Origin of the sequence: Streptomyces sp. NPDC048650, from assembly GCF_043199095.1 — a bacterium.
GTDB lineage: Bacteria > Actinomycetota > Actinomycetes > Streptomycetales > Streptomycetaceae > Streptomyces.
The window spans coordinates 380807-400667 of sequence record NZ_JBICVM010000007.1; the positions used below are offsets into that span (position 1 = coordinate 380807).

Here is a 19861-nt window from a genome sequence, read left to right on the forward strand (position 1 = left end):
GGAGTGACCCAGATCACCTCCGCGGAGGGAAATATCCGGGGAGGTGGTCCCCGTTTCACCGTGCGTACGGATGAAGCGGGGAGCCCTTCCCCGGTTCGTCCCGCCAACAGCTCGGCGACCGAGAAGCCATGAGAGGAGTGTGCCGTGGTGACCGCCACCGAATCCGCCGCGACCGGATCCGCCGCCACCGGCGTCGTGACCGCCGCCGGCCGGACGGAGCCCGCACAGCCGCGCCTGCGCGCGGATGCGCTGCGCAACCGGGAACGGATCATCGCGGCCGCCCGCGAGACCATGGTCGAATTCGGGCCCGACGTCCCGCTCGATGAAATCGCTCGACGTGCAGGCGTGGGAAATGCGACGCTCTATCGTCACTTTGCGGATCGACTGGAGTTGATCCACCACGTCACGCTCTCCGTCATGGCCCGTACCGCGGACCGCGCCGAGAGCGCGCTTGCCGAGGAGTCCGATGCATTCCAGGCGCTGCGGCGCTTTGTCCACGCTGCGGTGGAGGAGCGGATCGGGGCGCTGTGCCCGCTGCTCTCGGACAGCATCGACCTGAGCCACCCCGACCTGCTCGCCGCGCGCGAACGCCTGGAGGCGGCCATCGAGGCCGTCATGCGTGCCGCGCGCGACAGCGGCCAGCTGCGTACCGACATCGCCGTCGGTGATCTGATGGTCGCGCTCACCCAGCTCACCCGCCCGCTCCCGGGCAGCGGCTGTATCGACTTCGACAAGTTCGTGCACCGGCACCTGCAGCTGTTCCTGGACGGTCTGCTGACCCCCGCACGGTCCGAACTCCCGGGCGCCGCCGCCACGTTGGCCGACCTCAGGCGTCACACCTGAGCAACGTCGCGCCGCCCGTACCCACGCTTTTCCGTCCACGTCCCGTCACACCCGTCCCGTAACGCACGACTCGTCATGCGCATCGCGTTCCGCGCGCCTCGTCCCACGCGTCCCGTCATACACATCTCGTTCCGCATGTCCTGACACGCACGTCCCGACAGGCATGTCCTGACACGCATGTCCTGACACACCCGTCCCGTCACACACGTCCCGTGATTCGCTCACCGCACCATGAGGTGGACCCCGCCATGCCTGAAACGGCTCCTTCCGTCGATCCCCGGCGCTGGAAAGCGCTGATATTCATCGCCCTCGCCCAACTGATGGTCGTCCTCGACGCGACGATCGTGAACATCGCGCTGCCCTCCGCCCAGGCGGACCTGGGCATCAGCGACGCCAACCGGCAGTGGGTCATCACGGCCTACGCCCTGGCCTTCGGCGGGCTGCTGCTCTTCGGCGGCCGGATCGCCGACCTGTGGGGCCGCAGGCGCACCTTCGTCATCGGCCTGACCGGCTTCGCGCTCGCCTCGGCGCTCGGCGGTGCCGCGGGGGACCAGGCGATGCTGCTGGGCGCGCGGGCGCTCCAGGGGTTCTTCGGTGCGCTGCTGGCTCCGGCCGCGCTGTCCCTGCTGGCCGTGACCTTCACCGAGGCCAGGGAGCGGGCCAAGGCGTTCGGCATCTTCGGCGCGATCGCCGGTGGCGGCGGCGCCGTCGGCCTGATCCTCGGCGGTGTGCTGACCGAGTACATGAACTGGCGCTGGACCTTCTTCGTCAACATCCCGTTCGCCGTGGTCGCCGCGACCGGCGCCGTCCTGGTCATCCGCGAGCCCTCGCAGGGCCGCAACCCCTCCCGTCTGGACGTCCCCGGCGTCATCCTGGCCACGCTCGGCCTGGTCTCGCTGGTCTACGGCTTCACCCGCGCCGAGTCGGACGGCTGGCTGGCCGGCCCGACGGTGGGCCTGTTCGTCGCGGCCGTCGTGCTGCTGCTGGCGTTCGTGCTGGTCGAGTCCAAGGTGAAGGCCCCGCTGCTGCCCCTGCGGGTGGTCGCCGAGCGGAACCGCGGCGGCGTCTACGCGTCCCTCGGGCTGGCGATCATCGGCATGTTCGGTCTCTTCCTCTTCCTGACCTACTACCTCCAGATCGTGAAGGGGTACACCCCGGTCGCGACCGGTCTGGCGTTCCTGCCGATGATCGTCGGCATGATCACCGGCTCGACGCAGATCGGCGCCCGTCTGATGACCCGCGTCCGGCCGCGCCTTCTGATGGCGCCCGGTTTCGTCGCCGCCGCCGCCGGCATGCTGGTGCTGACCCGGATCGACCTGGACACGTCGTACCCGGCGCTGATCCTGCCGGCGTTCCTGCTGCTGGGGCTGGGTATGGGTACGGCGTTCATGCCGGCCATGTCGCTCGCCACGCACGGCGTCCAGGCGCGCGACGCCGGCGTCGCCTCCGCGATGGTGAACACCTCGCAGCAGGTGGGCGGCGCGATCGGTACGGCGCTGCTGAACACCATCGCGGCCAGCGCCACCACCGCGTACGCCACCTCGCACGCGGCCGGCGCGACCTCGCGGAAGCTGCTCGCGATGGAGTCGATGGTGCACGGCTACACCGCCGCCATCTGGTGGGCGGTCGGCATCCTCGTCCTGGCGGCCGTGATCGCCTTTGTCTTCGTCAACACCGGCCATCAGGGCGGCTCTTCGCCGGCGGCCTCGTCGGCCGACGGCGAAGGTGCGGGCGCGGACGTGGACGCGGAGGTCCCGGTCCCGGTCATGGTGCACTGAGTCCGGTCACGGTGCGCCGAGGGGCGCGCGGGGGCGGCGGGGCGGTCGTGCCCCGTCGCCCCGTGCCGGGCCCCTCGGCGGTCGCTCGAAGGCGTCGACGCCCCGTTCCGTTACCGGAGCCAGGGGAGGTCGGCGCCTTTCGGCTGAAGTCCGTCGGCCATCGCCCGGCAGATCTCTGCCAGATGGCCGATCTGCTCGGGAGAGAGTCGGTCGAAGATCGAGGCCCGGACGGCGGCGACATGGCCGGGCGCGGCCTTCTCCAGGACCCGCATTCCCTCGTCCGTGAGGTAGGCGTTCTGGCCCCGCTTGTCGGACGGGCACTCTTCGCGATGCACCCAGCCGTTCCTCTCCAGCCGGGCGACGGCGTGCGAGAGGCGGGAGCGCGTGATCTTGGCGTTCTGGGCCAGTTCGGTCATCCGCATCCGACGTCGCGGCGCCCGGGAGAGCTGGACGAGCAGGCCGTAATAGACGTGCGGCATCCCGGCGTCACGCTGCAGCTGGCGGTCCAGGTGGTCCTCCAGAAGCGTGGTGGCATGGAGGTAGCACTGCCAGGCGTATTGCTCCTCGTCGCTGAGCCAGCGTGGCTCGGCTGCGGGTTCGATGCTCATACCATCCACTGTCTCACCATTGGGTGAATTATTGAATATTTAACAACGACGAACGGGCCGGAAAGCGAAGACGTGGGCCGCCATCGGACCGGAAGCGGTGGAGATGCCCCGCGCCCGGTCCGGCGGCGGTCGAAATCTTCTGCGCCCCGGATCCTCAAGGTGTGCGGCGCGGCCCAGGTCCCGGTCAGGCTTCCGGTGCGATCAGCTCCAGGGCGCGGAGGGCGGCGGACAGGGCGCGCTCGTCGCCGTCGGGGGTCCAGGAGGCCACGTCCAGGGCGGTGTCGGCCAGCTTGATCGCGTGGGCGTCGCCGTGCGTGGTGGCCCGCTCGAAGACCTCCTGCGGGGTGAGGGCGCCGGCCCGCAGCGGCGGCAGTGGCTCGGCGGACGAGTAGACGGAGGTCAGGGCGGCACTGGCGGCCCAGGCCACGCCCAGGGAGGGCGCCCACAGCTCGCGGGGCAGTGCTGGGAGGGTGCGCAGGACGGCGTTCGGGGCGGTGGCGGCGTGTACCAGCAGCACCGCGTCGCCGTGGCCGTGGTCGAGGTAGCGGTGGGTCGCGGCCCGGACGACGGCGGCCAGCTGGTCGCGGGCCGCGTCGGGGCCGTGCGGGGCGCGTACCGACTCGGCGGCCGCCAGCCAGCCTTCCGTGCCGGGCAGTTGGGCCAGTCCGTCGAGCGGGCGGACCCGCTGGTCCGCCACGCGGGGGAGGGCGGCGAGCGCGGCGGCGGGCGTGGCGGTGCCGGCGGGGTGCACGGACACCGGGAGAGGCGTGTGCCGGGCCGCCCAGTAGCCGAGGGCGTGCGCCAACTCCGCGACACGGGGAGCCTCTTCGCCCTCCGCCAGCAGGACGCGTACGGCGTGGCCGACGCGGATCACGGGGTGTGTGGCGGCGCCCGCGATACCGGGGAGCAGGCGCGGCCACCAGGTGGCCAGCACCGCGCGCCAGGGGCGTTCGGCCACCTGGCGCGCCAGATACGCGGTCCAGTCGGTCACGCGGCGCGGATCGCCGAGCGCCTGCTGCCAGTTGGTGTCGTCGAGGGGGGACTGCGGGCTCGGTACGTCCTCCAGCCGGTCGGTGTAGTCGTCGAGCCAGCGGTGCACGGTACGGGACTGGCCGTGCCGGACCAGGGCCTCCACCGCCATCGGGCCGTGATTGCTCAGGAATCCGCGGAATTCGGGGCCGGTGCTGTGCAGCCGCTCCAGGGCCTCGTCGAGAGTGCCGCTCGTCGTGTCCATGGCCCGAGGCTAGGTCGGCGTCGGGCGGCGCGTAACGGGCTGCGGCCCTACGCCGCTGGTCGTAATGCCGCAGGCGAGGGGCGTGCGCACGGGATACCGGTGGAGTACCGGTGGCCGGCGGGACGCTGAAGTCGCGGGTGCGGACGGGACGGTGGAGGCGGGGAGCGAAGCCGGACGGTGGAGGTGGGGAGCGAAGCCGGGGGTGCGGTGCCGGCGGGCTGAGTGGCGGTACGGCGGGGGTGTGTGAGCGTGGAAGGAGGGAGGGCCACCACCGGCGCCGGTCCTGGTGAGCCGGTCCCGGTGAGCCGGCCCTGGGGGCCCGGTGGTGCGGAGTCGATGACGCCGACGCGATCGGGCCCGAGGGGCGGAGTTCCCGCGGGGGCCGGAGACGAGGAGTGCGTGATGCCGCTGTCCTGTGAAGAGCGCCGGCAGTTCCTGGCCGAGCCGCTGGTCGCGGTGCTGTCCGTGGCGGCGGGGAGCGAGCGCGGGCCGGTGACGGCACCCGTCTGGTACGCCTACCGCCCCGGCGGTGACGTCTTCCTCTTCACCGGCCGTACGTCGCGCAAGGCCCGGCTGATAGCGGAGACCGGCCGCTTCACGCTGACGGTGCAGATCACCGCACCGACGTACCGCTATGCGGCGGTCGAGGGCCCGGCCGTGTTCGTCGAGGTGACACCGGAGCTGGTCGACGACGTCGCCGGCCGCTATCTGCCCGCGGAGAAGGTGGCCGAATACGCCGCGGGGGTGCTGGAGCTCGGGAAGGAACTGATCGGCATACGGCTCCACCCGGAGCGGTGGAACGCGGCGGACCTGGGCCCGTCGCGCTGAGCCGGAATCCGGGAGCGGATCCGGGAGCGGAGCGGAGCGGGCGGTCGAGGGGCCGGCTTCGGGCCGCCGCCGACCGCCCGGTGGTGCGTCAGCGGACCGCGTGCGCGCGGCGCGGCACGGGGCTGCGGCCGGCCGCGTGCGGCCGGTGGCTGCCGTGGGGCTCACGGACGCGGTGGCCTCGGAAGATGTACAGCGAGACGACGAACATCACGGCGCCCATGCCGAGGCCGAAGCCGCACGACTTGAGGATCGACTCCCCGCCCAGGCTGTAGACCCAGCCCATGGAGAGTCCGAAGAGCGCGCCGTACGACAGCGCCCGGGTCTCGGTGATCATCGTCCTCTGGAAGTGGACCAGATACAGTCCCAGCGCCCCGCTGACCACGGCCGCGCACAGTCCGTACAGCATGGCCGGGCCACCCTTGGTGCCGTCGGAGTGCGTGCGGAAGATCGTGAAGAGACCGAAGGCGACCGCGACGATCACCGGCATCGCCACGGTTGCCGGTACCCGGCGGGTGGTGCCCGGGAGCTTGAAGCCACTCTGCGGGGCGCTGCCGCTCGCGCCGTGTTCCGGTTCGACGGTGCCGTGCGAGCGCGCGGCATCGTGTGCCGCGGCCCGGTGCGGGTGCGTTGCCATGACGGGCTCCTCTCGCTTGCCCCGCCTTCCGGGAGGCAGTCGAAACAGCTCTCCGTCCCAGGCGACACCCGAGGGCGGCGGCCGTCAACCGGAGCAGCGGACGGGCAGGTCGGGCGAGGCGGTCGGACACCGCGGTTGGTACGCGGCGGTCGGGACACCGTGGTCGGACGCCGTGACCGGACACCGCGGACGGACAGGCCGTCAGCCGGTGTCCTGGGCCGGGTCGCGGCCCGTGCGCCGACCCTTGTCGTGGTCCGTACGCTGGTCCGTGCGCCGACTTTTCTCGTCGTCCGTACGCTGGTCCGTGCGCCTGCCCAGATCCTTCTGGTACCAGGCGACATCCCAGTAGCGGCCGAATTTGCGGCCCACCTCGGTGTACGTGCCGACATGCCGGAAGCCGAACCGGGTATGCAGACGATGGGAGGCCGCGTTGGGCTGGGTGATACCCGCGAAGGCGCGGTGCACGTCCTCGGTGGCCAGCGCCTCGAAGAGGGCCGTGTACAGCAGCGTGCCGATGCCGCGCCCGAGAGCGTGCGGGGCGCAGTAGACGGTGACCTCGACGGACGGGGCGTAGGCCGCCTTCGGGCGGAAGGCGCTGCTGGTCGCATAGCCGAGCAGCGGGCCGCCGGTCCGTGGACCGGTGGCCGCCGGGAGCGTTCCCGCCTCCTGCGCAACCAGAAGGCGGTGCGGGCCGTCTTCGGGGTGGGAGAGCAACCACGAGCGGCGCTGCTCGGGAGTGAAGGGCTCCGTGTCGAACGTGTTGGACGTCTCACGGATGTAGTGGTTGTAGAGCTCCGTGAGGGCCGGAAGGTCCGTCTCGGCACCCGCTCTGACCTGCACTTCCCTGCTTTCGGACATAGTCCGCCCTCCCTCGCGGGAATGCAGGGTACTGCATGATCACAAAAATAGGGTCGCGGCGTGGGAATTCTGTCCGGATTCCAGCCGTTGTTTCCTTCGGACGGGTCACTCGGAGAACCATCGGGTCTCCCGCCCCACCGTCCCGCGACCGACTCATCGCTAAGGGAGCACACGCATGGCAACCCGTGCCGTCGCCCGTCGTCAGGAAAGCAGCAGCGGTTCTGGCGGGGCCCACAGTGTTCGCGCCGTAGGCGGGGAGATCGCCGACCGCGACCTGGTCGGCATGTACCTCGACGAGATCGCGCGCACGCCCCTGCTCGACGCCGCGAAGGAGGTCGAGCTGTCCCAGACCATCGAGGCGGGCGTCTACGCCCAGCAGATCCTGGACGGCGAGGTCACCGACGGCAATGCCGCAGGTGCCGACCGCGCGGAGCTCGAGGCGCTGGCCGCCGAGAGCGCCAAGGCCAAGGACGTCTTCATCCGTTCCAACCTGCGGCTGGTCGTCGCCGTGGCCCGTCGGTACCCGCGGGCCGGTCTGCCGCTGCTGGATCTGATCCAGGAGGGCAACGCCGGTCTGGTACGTGCCGTGGAGAAGTTCGACTATGCCAAGGGATTCAAGTTCTCCACCTATGCGACATGGTGGATCCGCCAGGCCATCACCCGCTCCATAGCCGACCAGTCCCGCACGATCCGGCTGCCCGTGCACCTCGTCGAGGAGCTCGGCCGCATCCGCCGGGTGCAGCGCGAGTTCAACCGCGAGAACGGCCGCGACCCGGAGCCCGAGGAGGTCGCCGGCGAGCTGGGGTCCACACCCGCCCGGGTCACCGACGTGCTGGACTGGGCCCGCGACCCGGTCAGCCTCAACATGTCCGTGGACGACGACGGCGACACCCAGTTCGGCGATCTGCTGGAGGACACCTCCGCGGCCTCGCCCGAGCAGTCGGTGCTCACGCTGCTGCGCAGCGAGGAGCTGGAGGACCTCATCGACCGCCTCGACCACCGCACCGCTTCCATCATCAAGGCGCGGTACGGCATCGAGGACGGCCGTGAGCGCACTCTCACCGAGGTCGGCAAGCAGCACGGTCTGACGCGTGAGCGGATCCGCCAGATCGAGAAGCACGCACTGCTGGAGCTGAAGCGGATGGCGCGGGACACGGGGTTCGACGCGGCGGCGTAGCGCCGGGCTCCCCGCGGGGGCCGTGGGCCGGACTCCGGTACGGCTTGCCCCTGCCACGGTTTGGCCGCTGTCGCGGCTTGCCCCCCGCCCCCGAGATCTGCGCGGCCGGGCTTATCTGCCGACCTGCGGTCCTGCCGACCTGCCGAGCGCGGGCCCCGGCGTCAGAAATGACGCCGGGGCTTTTCTGTGTCCCGAGGCCGCCGGGCCGCGCCGCACCCGTATCCGTGCCCGCATCCGCATCCGTCCCCGTCCCCGTCCCCGTGCCCGCATCCGCATCCGCATCCGTCCCCGTCCCCGTCCCCGTGCCCGTCCCCGTGCCTGTGCTGGAGACCCCGCGATGGACGCGAGAGGACCACTCGATGTCCGTTTGAGTCCGCTGACTGTCCGAACGCGTTTACTTCACGAAGATCCGGGCGTAGCATCCCGCTGAAACCACAGGTTCGGGCAGGGAATGGACGCAAACGCTGATGTACGCACCGGAGCGCCAACAGGAGATCCTGCGGCTCGCCCGTGAGGGCGGGCGGGTCGACGTGCTCTCCCTCGCGGAGGAATTCCAGGTCACCGCCGAGACCGTACGGCGCGATCTGAAGGCCCTGGACCGGGCCGGGCTGGTCCGCAGGGTGCACGGCGGCGCCATCCCGGCCGGCCGGCTGGACTTCGAGCCCGACCTCGCCGAGCGCGACGCACAGGCCGCCGACGAGAAGCAGCGCATCGCGCGGGCCGCGCTCGCCGAGCTCCCCGGGGGCGACACGGGCTCCGGCAGCGTGATCCTGGACGCCGGCACGACCGCCGCCCGGCTCGCCGCCGAGATCCCCCTGGAGGCCGAGCTCACCGTCGTCACCCATGGCCTCCCGGTCGCCGCTCGGCTGGCCGACCATCCCGGGCTCACCCTCCACCTCGTGGGCGGCCGGATCCGGCACCGTACGCGGGCCGCAGTCGACGACTGGGCGCTGCGCGCCTACCGGGAGATCAACGCCGATGTGCTCTTCCTCGCCACCAACGGCTTCTCCCTCGAGGGCGGCCTGACCACACCCGACCTGGCGGAGGCCGCCGTGAAGCGGGCGCTGATCGCCGCCGCCCGCCGGGTCGTCCTCCTCGCCGACTCCGCCAAATTCGGGCAGCAGCACTTCGCCCGCTTCGGCGGCCTCTCGGACGTGGACCTGCTCATCACCGACACCGGGCTGAGCCCCGACGACGCCCTCGCCATCGAGCACGCGGGCACGGAAGTAGTACGCGCATGATCCTCACCGTCACCCCCAATCCCAGCCTGGACCGCACCTACGAGATCCCGGCCCTGGACCGCGGGGCCGTACTCCGGGCCACCGCTGACCGCATCGACCCGGGCGGCAAGGGCGTCAACGTCTCGCGGGCGCTGGCCGCCGCCGGGCACCGCACCCTCGCCGTACTGCCGCTCGGCGGTCCCGCGGGCGCGGCGTTGGCCGGGCTGCTGGGCGCCGAGGGCATCGAGGTGGCGGGTGTGCCGGTGGCCGGTCAGACCCGCTCCAACATCTCGGTCGCCGAACCGGACGGCACCCTCACCAAGATCAACGCTGCTGGGCCCGAGCTCACCGCCCAGGAGTCGGAGGCGCTGCTCGCGACGGTCGCCGAGCGTTCGTCGGGCGCCGACTGGATCGCCTGCTGCGGCAGCCTGCCGCGGGGCCTGGCGCCCGAGTGGTACGCCGAACTGGTCGCACGGGCCCACCGGGCCGGCGCCCGGATCGCCCTGGACACCTCCGGGCCGTCGCTGACCGCGGCGCTGGCCGGACGCCCGGACGTCGTCAAGCCGAACGCCGAGGAACTCGCCCAGGCCGTCGGCCGTCCGCTCGCCACCCTCGGCGACGCGGTCAAGGCGGCCGAGGAACTGCGCGCGGCGGGCGCCCGCGCCGTACTGGCCTCGCTGGGCGCCGACGGCCAACTGCTGGTCGACGCGGACGGCGCCCACTACGGCAGCGCGCCGGTGACCGCCGTGCGCAGCAACGTCGGCGCTGGGGACGCCTCGTTGGCCGGGTTCCTGGCAGCGGGCGGCACCGGCGTACCGGCGCTGGCCGCGGCGGTGGCGCACGGCGCGGCCGCCGTCCAGCTCCCGGGGAGTCTGATGCCGACGCCGACGGACCTGGTTCCGGCGGCGGTCACGACGACCGACGACGTGCCCTGGGAGCACGAGCTCACGGAGCCGGTGACATGACCGGCGTCCTCCACACCCCGTCCCCACCGCTGTTTCGGCGGTCACGCGCGCAAGGGAGCCCGCGATGAGTGAGCTGATCACCGCGGAACTGGTCGACCTCGACCTGTCCGCGACCACCAAGGAGGCCGCCGCCCGCTCGCTGGCGGAACGCATGATCGCCGCCGGTCGCGTGACCGACCTGGACGGCTTCCTCGCGGACGTGGCCGCGCGCGAGGCACAGATGCCCACCGGCCTGGACGGCGGCATCGGCATCCCGCACTGCCGCAGCACCCATGTCACCGAACCGACGCTGGCGTTCGGGCGCAGCGCCCAGGGAATCGACTTCGGCGCGCCGGACGGCCCGGCCGACCTGGTCTTCCTCATCGCGGCCCCGGCGGGTGGCGATGTGGACCATCTGTCGATCCTGTCGACGCTCGCCCGTCATCTGATGGACGAGGCGTTCACGGGGGCACTGCGCTCGGCGACCGAGCCGGGGCGCGCGGCGGCCCTCATACGGGGGGAGGACCCGGAGTCCGCCCCCTCCGCCCCGGAGTCCGCCCCCTCCGCCCCGGAGTCCGCCCCCTCCGAGCCCGATTTCACCCCCTCCGAGCCGGAAGCCGGGTTCGAGCCCGAGGCCGCCTCCGAGGTCGCCGGCTCCGAGCCGGTATCCGCCCCTGCGCCCGAGGCCGGGTCCGAGGCCGGGTCGGAGCCCGAACCGTCGCCGGGGCGCGGCCCCTTCCGGATCGTGGCCGTCACCTCCTGCCCCACCGGTATCGCGCACACCTACATGGCCGCCGAGTCGCTGGAGAAGGCCGGCCGGGCCGCGGGTGTCGAGCTGGTCGTGGAGACGCAGGGCTCGGCGGGCTTCAAGCGACTCGACCCGCGGCGCGTCGCGGAAGCGGACGGCGTGATCCTCGCGCATGACGTCGAGGTGCGGGACAAGGAGCGGTTCGCGGGCAAGCCGACGGTCGACGTCGGGGTGAAGGCGGGCATCAGCCGCCCCGCCGAACTCATCGCCGAGGTACGGGAGAAGGCCGAGCGGGGGGAGGCCGGCGCCCCGACCCCGGCCACCGCCCCCATGGACAAGGGCGCCGACACGGCCGCCACCGGCTACGCCACCCGCCTGCGCACCTGGCTGATGACCGGCGTCAGCCACATGGTGCCGTTCGTCGCCGCGGGTGGTCTCCTGATCGCCCTCGCCTTCGCCATCGGCGGCTACACGGTCGACAAGGCGCCTTCCGTCGCCGACCACTTCGTCTGGACCGAGTCCGGCAGCTGGGCCGCCCTGCTCTTCCAGGTCGGCAGCGTCGCCTTCGGCTTCCTCGTCCCGGTGCTGGCCGGTTTCATCGCGTACGGGATGGCCGACCGCCCCGGCCTCGTGCCGGGCTTCGTCGGCGGCGCCATCGCGCTCACCGTCAACGCGGGCTTCCTCGGCGGCCTGATCGCCGGCCTGCTCGCGGGCGCGGTGGTGCGGGCGATCCAACGCGTCGACGTCCCGGCGCCGTTGCGCGGCATCATGCCCGTCGTCGTCATCCCGCTGCTCTCCTCGGCGGTCGTCGGCTTCCTGATGTTCCTGGTGGTCGGCAAGCCGATCGCCGCGCTGCAGAAGGGGCTGACCGACTGGCTGTCCGGCCTGACCGGCGCCAACGCCGTCATCCTGGGTGCGCTGCTCGGGCTGATGATGTGCTTCGACCTCGGCGGCCCGCTGAACAAGGTCGCCTACGCCTTCGCGGTCGGCGGCCTCGCCAACCCCAACGAGGGAAGCCTGAAGGTGATGGCCGCGGTGATGGCGGCCGGTATGGTCCCGCCGCTGGCGATGGCGCTGGCCACGACCGTACGCGGCCGGCTGTTCACCCGGACCGAGCGGGAGAACGGCAAGGCGGCCTGGGTACTGGGCGCCTCCTTCATCACCGAGGGCGCGATCCCCTTCGCCGCCGCCGACCCGCTGCGCGTCATCCCCTCCGCGATGGCCGGCGGCGCGGTCACCGGTGCCCTCTCGATGGCCTTCGGCTGCACCCTGCGCGCCCCGCACGGCGGCATCTTCGTCGTCCCGCTGATCGGCCGGCCGCTCCTGTACCTGGTGGCCGTCGCGGCGGGTACGGCCGTCAGCGCGGCCCTGGTGATCGGGCTCAAGGGCCTGCGCGGGACCTCCGCGGCGGGTGGCCGGGCGGCGGCGGAGGCCGGCTCCCCGGACCGGGACGTGCCGGTGGCGGCGTAGGGCCCCGGGCGGGGGCGGGCCCGGCCCCGCCCCCGGGGCCCCGGCCCCGCCCGGCTCCGGCGAGCTCTTGGGACTCCGTCGTCCGCGGCTAGGTTGCTGCGATGGCGAAGATATTCGGCGGCGACGGCAACGAACTTCCGCCGCTCGAGCTCGAGGGCGGGAACCTCGGCCCGGCGGAGGAGTACCGACAGCGTCAGGTGCAGTCCTGGTCGCGGCTTCCGGTCCCGTTCGCCCTCCTCGTTCCCTGGGTCTGGCTCTACGTCACCGTCACCTCCGGCCCGTCCGTGCTGCCCGCGGTGCTCGCCGTGGTCCTGACACACGCCGCACTGGTGGTGGCCTGGGCAGGGCGCAGTAGCGGACGGCGGGTCCTCACCTGGGCGGGCTTGGCCGGCTATCCGACCGCCCTCGCCCTGTGCCTGCTGCTGGCGAAGGCCCTCTGAGGCGGGCGGCACGGGGCGGCCACCACCGCCCGCAGAATCCGTGGCACAGGCGCACAGGCGCACAGGCCCGGCAGCCGCCGCGAGGGTGCGCAAACGCGGCGGTGGCCGGCCCCATTCCGGGGCCGGCCACCGCCGCGCTCAGAGCCGGAGTGCCGATCAGACGGCGCTGCCCGCCTGCCAGTCCGACCACGACAGGTTCCAGCCGTTGAGGCCGTTGTCGGGCTGGACGGTCTGGTCCTTGGAGTTCTTCACGACGACGACATCGCCGACCAGCGACTCGTTGAAGAACCACTTGCCCGGGGTGTCGCCACCGCCGCCCTTGCTGTCCCGCAGCCCGACGCAGCCGTGGCTGGTGCCGGAGTTGCCGAAGACGGACGAGGCGCCCCAGTAGTTGCCGTGGATGAAGGTGCCGGACGACGACAGCCGCATGGCGTGCGGAACGTCCTTGATGTCGTACTCACCGCCGAAGCCGACCGTCGAGCCGTCCATCCGGGTCTGCTCGAACTTCTCCGAGATCACCATCTGGCCGTTGTAGGTCGGGTGGTCGGGGCTGCCGCCGGAGATCGGGATGGACTTGTAGGTCTTGCCGTCCCGCTTGACCGTCATGGTCTGGCTGTTCATGTCGACGGTGGAGACCTGCGAGCGCCCGATGGTGAAGGAGACCGTCTTGGACTGCACGCCGGTGATGCCCTGGCCGCCCTTCACCCCGTCCAGGTCGATCTTCATCGTGATCTTGGAGCCGGCCTTCCAGTAGTCCTCGGGCCGGAAGTCCAGGCGCTGGGTGCCGAACCAGTGGCCGACGACCTGCTGGCCGCTGCTGGAGGTCACCTTGATGTGGGACTGGACGTCCTTCTTGTTCGTGATCGCCTTGTCGAAGGTGAAGGACACCGGCATGCCGACGCCGACGGTCTTGCCGTCGTCGGGGGTGTAGCTGCCGATGAAGCTGTTGGCCGAGGAGACGGTGGTGAACGTCGCGTTCTCGGTGGCCGAACGGCCCTTGGCGTCCTTGGCATTCGCCGTGATCTTGTACTTGGTGCCCCGTTCCAGCTGGACCCCGGGCTTCCAGGAGGTCTTGTCGGCCGATATGGCTCCGGCCACCGGCGCGCCGGAGTCGGCCACGGTGAGCTTCACATCGGTCAACTTGCCGCCGGTGACCTTCACCCCGGTGTCGTTGATGCTGGCGTCGGTGGCGCCGTCCTTCGACGACACCTTGATCTTCGCGTCCGAGGCGTCCTTGGCGGCCGCGGCGTCCGCGCCGGCCTGGCCGTTCTTGTCGTCATGGCCGCCGGCCTCGGCGTCCCCGCCACAGGCCGAGAGGGTCAGTGCACCCGCCGCCAGAAGGGCGGTCAGGGCCAGCGTGCGGCGGGCCCGGCGGGCACGGCGCGAGGTGCCCGACGCGGGCTGCCCGGCTGGCTGGAGCGGCTGGTGGGCGGTGCGGGACCAAGCGGGCGCGGGGTTGTCCGGCGATGTCACGAGCTGCTCCATACAAGGGTGTTGTGATTCCGTGCTGGTAAACAGCACCTACGGGCGGATTTGGTTGCGGGTACGGCCACTCTGTGATGAAGGTCACAGTTGTGGTGGCAGGGGGTGGTCGGCGGGCCCCCGCAACCAGGTTCGCAGCGGTGAGCCGTGTTCGTCCAGGCGGGGTGGCGCCTGAGGTGGGGTCACCGGGGTCCCCGAGAGGCGGAGTGGGCTGGTCACTTGGGGGATACGGCCCTCGCCGACCGGGGTGACCGGGTCGAGCCCGAGGCGCGACGCCAACTCCAGGGCCTCGGAGAGCGTATTGACCGGCCCGCACGGCACGGAGGCGGCACCCAGCCGCTCGGTCCAGCCCCGAGGGGTGTCGGCGGCCAGACGCTCCTCCAGGGCGGTGATGAGGTCTTCGCGGTTCTCCACCCGGTCCTGGTTGCGGGCGAAGCGCATGTCGTCGGCCAGTTCCGGTGCGCCCAGCGTCTGCGCCAGTGCCCGGAATTGCCGGTCGTTGCCGACCGCCACCGCGAGCAGCCCGCCCCGGCAGGCCAGCGTCTCGTACGGGGCGATGCTCGGGTGGCGATTGCCCATCGGCCCCGGATCGCGCCCGGTGGCCAGGTGGCCGGACGCCTGGTTGACCAGCGAGCCGAGCAGCGACGACAGCAGATTGACCTCCACCAGCTGGCCCTCGCCGGTGCGGTCGCGGTGCCGCAGCGCCGCCAGGATGCCGGTCGTGGCGTCCTTGGCGGTCAGGACGTCCACCAGGGCGACACCCACCTTCAGGGGCGTACCGCCCGGCTCCCCGGTGATGCTCATCAGTCCGCCGACGGCCTGCACCACGAAGTCGTAGCCCGGCAGGTGGGCGCCCTCGCCGGAGCCGAAGCCGGTGATGGTGCAGTGCACCAGGCCGGGGTTGGCGGCGCGGGTGGCCGTGTGGTCCAGGCCGTACCGGGCGAGCGAGCCGGGGCGGAAGTTCTCGATGAGGACGTCGGCCCGGCGGGCCAGTTCGCGGGCGGCGGTCGCGTCGTCCGGATCGCCGAGGTCCAGCGCGAGGCCCCGCTTGGAGCGGTTGGCGGCGTCGAAGTACGCGGCGGTCCGGTCGGCGGCGAACGGCGGCCCCCAGGCGCGGGTGTCGTCGCCGGTGCCGGGCCGCTCCACCTTGATCACCTCGGCGCCCAGGTCGGCGAGCGTCGCGGCGGCCAGCGGCCCGGCCAGCACCCGGCTGAAGTCGGCCACCAGGACGCCTTCCAGGGCGCGGGGCGAGGGCTGCGGCGGGAACTGCTGCGGCACGTGCGTACTCCTCACGTCACGGACAGGGTGTCGCCATGGTCGGGGGCGATCTTCGCGGAGGGGAAGGGGCCGGGGTGTCCAAGGGGGAACGCTCGACCCCGCCGCGCCGGAAGGTGGCGGAGCCCCGGCGGGGACCGGCCGGAGAGCAAGGGGCCGAAATGTCATAGGAGATGGGTCACTTCGGCAATTACGGCGCTAGATCCCCTGTCGGAGCCGTCGGCCGTGGTGTCCAATGGAACAGGCCAGTCCGTCTCTGCTCCGCCCGTCCTGGAGGACCGTATGCTCCCCTCCGTCTCGATTCTGCAGCAGGTCACGCTCGCCGCACTGCTCGTCGCCACCGTCGCCTGGGCCGTCGCACTGGTCAGACTTCTCCGCCGGGCCCGCCAGCAGGCCGCCGCCGGGCGCGGCCGGCCCCGGCTGCTCGGCTCGGTGCCGCGGCAGACCGGACCTGCCGGCCCGCCGTCGGAGAGCGTGGAGCTGAGCGCCGCCGAACGCGAAGCGTTCGCGGGGCTCGTACGGCAGCTGACCGGCCGCGGCTAGGGGGACACCCCGAGGGCCCGATCCCGACGAACGCCCCTGGAAGGTGTCCCCCTAGCGGACCGGCCCCAGCCGCAGCAGCGCCAGCGCCGCCAGCATCTGCACCGACACCGTGGCCGCCGACTTCAGCGTCGACAGATGATGCTGACCCCTTATCAGCAGCACCGCGAGGACATAACCGAAGCCCCAGGTGGCGTACGTCGCCGCCTGGACGAAGGTGGCGTCGGTCGGCAGCCACGCCACGATGGCCAGCCGCGGCAGATCCGTCACCCAGAAGAGCACGATGAACAAGCTGGCGGTAGGCGCGTAGCGGCCGCTGCCGCCGAGTGTGCGGGCTATGGCATGGGTGACCGACCCCAGCGCGAGACTGGCCACCAGGACCCCCGCCTCGGCCGTCCCGGCCAATTGCAGCGCCACGGTCCGGCCCGCCGACCACTGCTGCCGGAACGACTCCACCGACAGCATGCCGATGCCGCCGCTGACCAGCGACAACATCACGGCTGCGCCCCAGGCGCTGCGGTCCCGCGCCTCGTCCAGGACCTCCACCGGCCGATACCAGAGCCCCAGGATGAGCCGGTGCCACCACAACCGGCGGCGTGGCGCGGGCCTGTCGGGTCGCGGCTGGACGAGCGTGGGCGGAGGGGCGGGGGGAGGTGGCGATGCGGACATACGGCCGTTTCTACCACCGGTGATTTCACGACGGTGCGGGGGCGTCGGTCGACGGCGCCACGGGCGCGGATGAGACGCTCGGCCGGTGAGCTCCCAGACACCCGAGCACGACGAGGCGCACCGCGGCGGGCTCGGCAACCGGCTCAACTGGCTGCGGGCCGCGGTCCTCGGCGCCAACGACGGCATCGTCTCCACCGCCGGGCTCGTCGTCGGCGTGGCCGGCGCCACCGACGAACGCAGCACCCTGTTGACCGCCGGCCTGGCCGGGCTGCTGGCCGGCTCGATGTCGATGGCCGCCGGCGAATACGTGTCGGTCTCCACCCAGCGCGACTCCGAAAAGGCCGCCCTGGCCCTGGAGAAGCGCGAACTGGCGACCGAACCGCATGCCGAACTCGTCGAACTGACCCAGCTGCTGGAAGGCAAGGGGCTCGGCACGGACCTGGCCCGGGAGGTCGCCGAGCAGCTCACCCGACACGATGCCCTGCGCGCCCACGCCGAGGTGGAGCTGGGCATCGACCCCGACCGACTGACCAACCCCTGGCACGCCGCCGGCGCCAGCTTCCTCGCCTTCACCTTCGGCGCGCTGCTGCCGCTGCTGGCGATCGTGCTGCCACCCGCGGTGCTGCGCCTGCCGGTCACCGTGGCCGCGGTGCTCGTGGCACTGGCGCTGTGCGGCTGGAGCAGCGCCCGGATGGGGGCGGCACCGCCCGGCCGCGCGGTGCTGCGCAATGCGGCGGGCGGCGCACTGGCGATGGCGGTCACCTACGCGGTGGGGACGCTGCTGGGGGCCGCCGGGGTGTGAGGACGGCGCCGGCCCGTCAGCCGCCGTACAGATCCCGGTACGACGGGAACAGGCCCCCCGGCCCGTCCACCGTCTCCGCCGCCAGCGCCGCCTTGACCACCGCACGCATCAGGACGTCGGCCCCGGCGGCGAGGATCTCGTTCAGCGCCCCGGCCTCCGCGTGCACCGCGAACACCGGATCGGCGAGGGCCTCTTGCGGAGCCGGTGGGTGGGTGCCGGTGGACAGCGCGAAGACGGTGTCGCCGTCGGAGAGGAGATGGACCGGGCGGACCGCGCGGGCCAGGCCGTCGTGCGCGGTGCCCGCGAGCTTGTGGGCCTGGGCGCGGGTGAGGACCGCGTCGGTGGCGACCACCGCGAGCGTGGTGTTGAGCGGCGGGCGGACCGACGCGGCCGAGCGGGTCCGCGAGATCTCCCTGGCCTCGGCGAGCCGGCGCTGTGCGGCGGCGTGGACATCGGGGGAGGGGAAGGCGGCCGGGCCGCCCGAGAGGCGGCCGTGCAGCGCGCCGGTGTCCGGGTCGGCGAAGCCGCCCGCCGCGTTGGCCGCGACCAGTGCGGCGACCGTGACACCCGAGGGCAGCACCACGCTCGCGGTGCCGATCCCGCCCTTGAGGCCGCCGGACACCGCCCCCGTGCCGGCGCCCGTATTGCCCTGCGCCACCGGCGACCGCGGGTCGGTGCCCGCCGCCGCCTCGGCCGCCGCCCGGCCCAGCGCGGCATCCGGCCGGGCCTGCCAGTCACCGCCGCGCCCCAGATCGAACAGTGCCGCCGCCGGGACCACCGGGACCACCTGAGCGGGATCGGGGCCGACGCGGAAACCGCGGCCCCGCTCCTCCAGCCAGGCCGCCACGCCGGTCGCGGCGTCCAGCCCGAAGGCGCTGCCGCCGGTCAGCACCACCGCTTCCACCCGCTGTACGAGATTGCGCGGATCCAGCGCGTCCGTCTCGCGGGTGCCGGGGCCGCCACCCCGTACGTCGACGGCCGCGACGGCACCGCCCTCGGGGGCGAGGACCACGGTGGTGCCGGTCAGAAACCCGTCGCCGATCCGCTCGGCGTGCCCCACCCGCAGCCCGGTGACGTCGCTCAGCGCGTCGTGCGGTCCCGGCAGGTGCGGCACTCGTCCCTGCTGTGCGTCAGCCATGGGTCATGGGTACCACGCTGCCGGGCGGTCGGAGCGGCGGCCGGGTGTCAGGGACCGGACGGGCCCATCACGACGACCGGGTGCTGCTTGGGGTCCAGGGCGCGCAGGAGCTCGCGCATGACCTGGGGCTTGAGGCTCACACACCCCTGGGTGGGGCCGTCGTGGTCCACGTGCAGCCAGACGCCGCCGCCCTTGCGCGCGCCCTCCGGCCGCTGCTGGTCCAGCGGGGAAGTGCCCGGCACCCGGTTGTAGTTGATGGCGATGACGTAGTCGAAGGCGCCGGCCAGCGGCTCGCCCTCCACGCCGGTGCCGTGGGCGACGAAGTTGCTGTTGTGGTCGTAGGGGAGCTTGGTGCCGTCCGGGGCGGGGAGCCGGCCGCCCGCGTCGGTGAGGGTGTAGACGCCCTCCGGGGAGCGGAGGTCGCCGTAGTGGTGGTCGTCGGTCCAGCCGCGGGCGGCGTTGTGCGCGACCCAGCCGCGGCCGGGCCGCCAGTCGTCGGAGCCCTTGGCGCGGCTGTAGAGGACGACCCGGGACTCGTGGGAATCGCTGTCCGTGCCGGTGACCACCAGCACCTGGCGGCTGTCGGCCGGTATCTGCTTGCGGACGGCGTCGGTCAGCCCCGGGATGGGGCGGGCGGCGGGGACGGTGTTCGGCACGGACCGGCCCTCCGCCCTGGGGCTGACGGCCGTGTCCGGGCTGGCGGCCGTCTTCGGCGCGCCGTTCTTGCCGTCGGCCAGGCTGTCGTGATCGTCGCCCGAGGCCGGCCCGGCCCACAGGGCGGTGCCGACCAGCGTGGTGAGGGCCAAGCCGCCGACGGCCTTGCTGCGCCGGGACAGACTCTTGCGCGCGCGGGTCTGGGCGTGGCGGGCCATGACTGGCGTCTCCTCAGGTACGGACGGATGGATCGGGTTCGGACGGGCGGCGCCCCCTGCGGACTCCCCCCACCGGACTGCTGAGAGGGAAACCCGTAGGCATAAAAAGGGCAATCTGCACCCTACCCCGTCTGCGTGGCGGCCCGCCCTCCGCCCCCGGTGAAGGGTGAGGGGCAAGAGGAGGGAGTCGCGGGAAGTGGTGCCGGTTCGAGGGGAATTGGCGAGGATTGAGGGGGCCTGGTGGCAACGGAAACGGACCGGCCCGGACGGCCGAAGATGGCCGAATCCGGCACCAATGCGG

Annotated in this window: 18 protein-coding genes and 1 pseudogene; 10 read left to right on the plus strand and 9 right to left on the minus strand. The window is 72.6% G+C overall.

Annotated elements, in window-relative coordinates; genetic code table 11:
• Positions 1-195: 195 nt before the first annotated feature.
• Positions 196-843 carry a TetR/AcrR family transcriptional regulator gene (locus ACGFML_RS22250; RefSeq protein WP_393546410.1) on the plus strand — a complete coding sequence of 216 codons (648 nt, stop codon included), beginning with the start codon at positions 196-198 and terminating at the stop codon, positions 841-843.
• A 248-nt stretch (positions 844-1091) separates the two neighbouring features.
• Positions 1092-2621 carry an MFS transporter gene (locus ACGFML_RS22255; RefSeq protein WP_393546171.1) on the plus strand — a complete coding sequence of 510 codons (1530 nt, stop codon included), beginning with the start codon at positions 1092-1094 and terminating at the stop codon, positions 2619-2621.
• A gap of 110 nt (positions 2622-2731) precedes the next feature.
• On the opposite strand, the gene ACGFML_RS22260 is transcribed toward ACGFML_RS22255, so the two are convergent.
• Both ACGFML_RS22260 and ACGFML_RS22265 read right to left on the minus strand, forming a co-directional pair.
• Entirely contained in the window at positions 2732-3229 is a 498-nt protein-coding gene (locus tag ACGFML_RS22260) for a MarR family winged helix-turn-helix transcriptional regulator (protein ID WP_393546173.1), read from the minus strand.
• 184 nt (positions 3230-3413) lie between these two features.
• A complete protein-coding gene (locus ACGFML_RS22265; RefSeq protein ID WP_393546175.1) occupies positions 3414-4463 on the minus strand; it encodes a questin oxidase family protein in 1050 nt (349 codons plus the stop codon).
• A 402-nt stretch (positions 4464-4865) separates the two neighbouring features.
• On the opposite strand from ACGFML_RS22265, the gene ACGFML_RS22270 reads away from it, so the two are divergent.
• Positions 4866-5291 (plus strand): pyridoxamine 5'-phosphate oxidase family protein, encoded by a 426-nt coding sequence (locus ACGFML_RS22270; protein WP_393546177.1) that lies wholly within the window; start codon positions 4866-4868, stop codon positions 5289-5291.
• Between the two features lie 88 nt (positions 5292-5379).
• On the opposite strand, the gene ACGFML_RS22275 is transcribed toward ACGFML_RS22270, so the two are convergent.
• Together ACGFML_RS22275 and ACGFML_RS22280 are read right to left on the minus strand one after the other, a co-directional pair.
• Positions 5380-5925, minus strand: coding sequence for a hypothetical protein (locus ACGFML_RS22275; RefSeq protein ID WP_393546179.1), 546 nt, complete (start codon positions 5923-5925; stop codon positions 5380-5382).
• Positions 5926-6240: 315 nt separating this feature from the next.
• A pseudogene (locus ACGFML_RS22280) lies at positions 6241-6783 on the minus strand (GNAT family N-acetyltransferase); the annotation flags it as partial.
• Positions 6784-6958: 175 nt separating this feature from the next.
• On the opposite strand from ACGFML_RS22280, the gene ACGFML_RS22285 reads away from it, so the two are divergent.
• The 5 genes from ACGFML_RS22285 (at position 6959) to ACGFML_RS22305 (ending at position 12782) form a co-directional block, all read left to right on the plus strand.
• The gene (locus tag ACGFML_RS22285; protein WP_393546181.1) at positions 6959-7960 is read left to right on the plus strand and encodes an RNA polymerase sigma factor RpoD/SigA; all 1002 of its coding nucleotides are present in this window, start codon (positions 6959-6961) and stop codon (positions 7958-7960) included.
• A gap of 467 nt (positions 7961-8427) precedes the next feature.
• Positions 8428-9201 (plus strand): DeoR/GlpR family DNA-binding transcription regulator, encoded by a 774-nt coding sequence (locus ACGFML_RS22290; protein ID WP_393546183.1) that lies wholly within the window; start codon positions 8428-8430, stop codon positions 9199-9201.
• Entirely contained in the window at positions 9198-10145 is a 948-nt protein-coding gene (gene pfkB, locus ACGFML_RS22295; RefSeq protein WP_393546185.1) for a 1-phosphofructokinase, read from the plus strand. The genes ACGFML_RS22290 and pfkB overlap by 4 nt, the downstream gene beginning before the upstream one ends.
• A gap of 64 nt (positions 10146-10209) precedes the next feature.
• On the plus strand, positions 10210-12342 hold the full coding sequence (locus ACGFML_RS22300; RefSeq protein WP_393546187.1) for a fructose-specific PTS transporter subunit EIIC: 2133 nt from the start codon (positions 10210-10212) through the stop codon (positions 12340-12342).
• Between the two features lie 101 nt (positions 12343-12443).
• Positions 12444-12782, plus strand: a complete 339-nt coding sequence (locus tag ACGFML_RS22305) for a hypothetical protein (RefSeq protein WP_393546189.1) — start codon at positions 12444-12446, stop codon at positions 12780-12782.
• 156 nt (positions 12783-12938) lie between these two features.
• Here the strand turns inward: ACGFML_RS22305 and ACGFML_RS22310 are convergent, their stop codons facing one another.
• Positions 12939-14267: an Ig-like domain-containing protein gene (locus ACGFML_RS22310; protein ID WP_393546191.1), complete on the minus strand. Its 1329-nt coding sequence runs from the start codon at positions 14265-14267 to the stop codon at positions 12939-12941.
• An 81-nt stretch (positions 14268-14348) separates the two neighbouring features.
• Positions 14349-15542 (minus strand): CaiB/BaiF CoA transferase family protein, encoded by a 1194-nt coding sequence (locus ACGFML_RS22315; RefSeq protein WP_393546193.1) that lies wholly within the window; start codon positions 15540-15542, stop codon positions 14349-14351.
• A gap of 279 nt (positions 15543-15821) precedes the next feature.
• Between ACGFML_RS22315 and ACGFML_RS22320 the strand changes: the two genes are divergently transcribed.
• The gene (locus tag ACGFML_RS22320) at positions 15822-16082 is read left to right on the plus strand and encodes a hypothetical protein (RefSeq protein WP_393546195.1); all 261 of its coding nucleotides are present in this window, start codon (positions 15822-15824) and stop codon (positions 16080-16082) included.
• Positions 16083-16133: 51 nt separating this feature from the next.
• On the opposite strand, the gene ACGFML_RS22325 is transcribed toward ACGFML_RS22320, so the two are convergent.
• Positions 16134-16748: a YIP1 family protein gene (locus tag ACGFML_RS22325; RefSeq protein ID WP_393546197.1), complete on the minus strand. Its 615-nt coding sequence runs from the start codon at positions 16746-16748 to the stop codon at positions 16134-16136.
• Positions 16749-16833: 85 nt separating this feature from the next.
• On the opposite strand from ACGFML_RS22325, the gene ACGFML_RS22330 reads away from it, so the two are divergent.
• Positions 16834-17550, plus strand: coding sequence for a VIT family protein (locus ACGFML_RS22330; RefSeq protein ID WP_393546199.1), 717 nt, complete (start codon positions 16834-16836; stop codon positions 17548-17550).
• 16 nt (positions 17551-17566) lie between these two features.
• On the opposite strand, the gene ACGFML_RS22335 is transcribed toward ACGFML_RS22330, so the two are convergent.
• Positions 17567-18688: a P1 family peptidase gene (locus ACGFML_RS22335; RefSeq protein WP_393546201.1), complete on the minus strand. Its 1122-nt coding sequence runs from the start codon at positions 18686-18688 to the stop codon at positions 17567-17569.
• Positions 18689-18735: 47 nt separating this feature from the next.
• On the minus strand, positions 18736-19560 hold the full coding sequence (locus ACGFML_RS22340; protein ID WP_393546203.1) for a L,D-transpeptidase family protein: 825 nt from the start codon (positions 19558-19560) through the stop codon (positions 18736-18738).
• Positions 19561-19861: the final 301 nt, after the last annotated feature.

Bases quoted from the DNA above. Each gene is read 5' to 3' on its own strand.
- ACGFML_RS22320 (WP_393546195.1), top strand. From the start codon at position 15,822: ATGCTCCCCTCCGTCTCGATTCTGCAGCAGGTCACGCTCGCCGCACTG.
- ACGFML_RS22265 (WP_393546175.1), bottom strand. From the start codon at position 4,463: ATGGACACGACGAGCGGCACTCTCGACGAGGCCCTGGAGCGGCTGCAC.
- ACGFML_RS22285 (WP_393546181.1), top strand. From the start codon at position 6,959: ATGGCAACCCGTGCCGTCGCCCGTCGTCAGGAAAGCAGCAGCGGTTCT.
- pfkB (WP_393546185.1), top strand. From the start codon at position 9,198: ATGATCCTCACCGTCACCCCCAATCCCAGCCTGGACCGCACCTACGAG.
- ACGFML_RS22335 (WP_393546201.1), bottom strand. From the start codon at position 18,688: ATGGCTGACGCACAGCAGGGACGAGTGCCGCACCTGCCGGGACCGCAC.
- ACGFML_RS22300 (WP_393546187.1), top strand. From the start codon at position 10,210: ATGAGTGAGCTGATCACCGCGGAACTGGTCGACCTCGACCTGTCCGCG.
- ACGFML_RS22260 (WP_393546173.1), bottom strand. From the start codon at position 3,229: ATGAGCATCGAACCCGCAGCCGAGCCACGCTGGCTCAGCGACGAGGAG.
- ACGFML_RS22255 (WP_393546171.1), top strand. From the start codon at position 1,092: ATGCCTGAAACGGCTCCTTCCGTCGATCCCCGGCGCTGGAAAGCGCTG.
- ACGFML_RS22340 (WP_393546203.1), bottom strand. From the start codon at position 19,560: ATGGCCCGCCACGCCCAGACCCGCGCGCGCAAGAGTCTGTCCCGGCGC.
- ACGFML_RS22290 (WP_393546183.1), top strand. From the start codon at position 8,428: ATGTACGCACCGGAGCGCCAACAGGAGATCCTGCGGCTCGCCCGTGAG.
- ACGFML_RS22275 (WP_393546179.1), bottom strand. From the start codon at position 5,925: ATGGCAACGCACCCGCACCGGGCCGCGGCACACGATGCCGCGCGCTCG.
- ACGFML_RS22310 (WP_393546191.1), bottom strand. From the start codon at position 14,267: ATGGAGCAGCTCGTGACATCGCCGGACAACCCCGCGCCCGCTTGGTCC.
- ACGFML_RS22270 (WP_393546177.1), top strand. From the start codon at position 4,866: ATGCCGCTGTCCTGTGAAGAGCGCCGGCAGTTCCTGGCCGAGCCGCTG.
- ACGFML_RS22305 (WP_393546189.1), top strand. From the start codon at position 12,444: ATGGCGAAGATATTCGGCGGCGACGGCAACGAACTTCCGCCGCTCGAG.
- ACGFML_RS22325 (WP_393546197.1), bottom strand. From the start codon at position 16,748: ATGTCCGCATCGCCACCTCCCCCCGCCCCTCCGCCCACGCTCGTCCAG.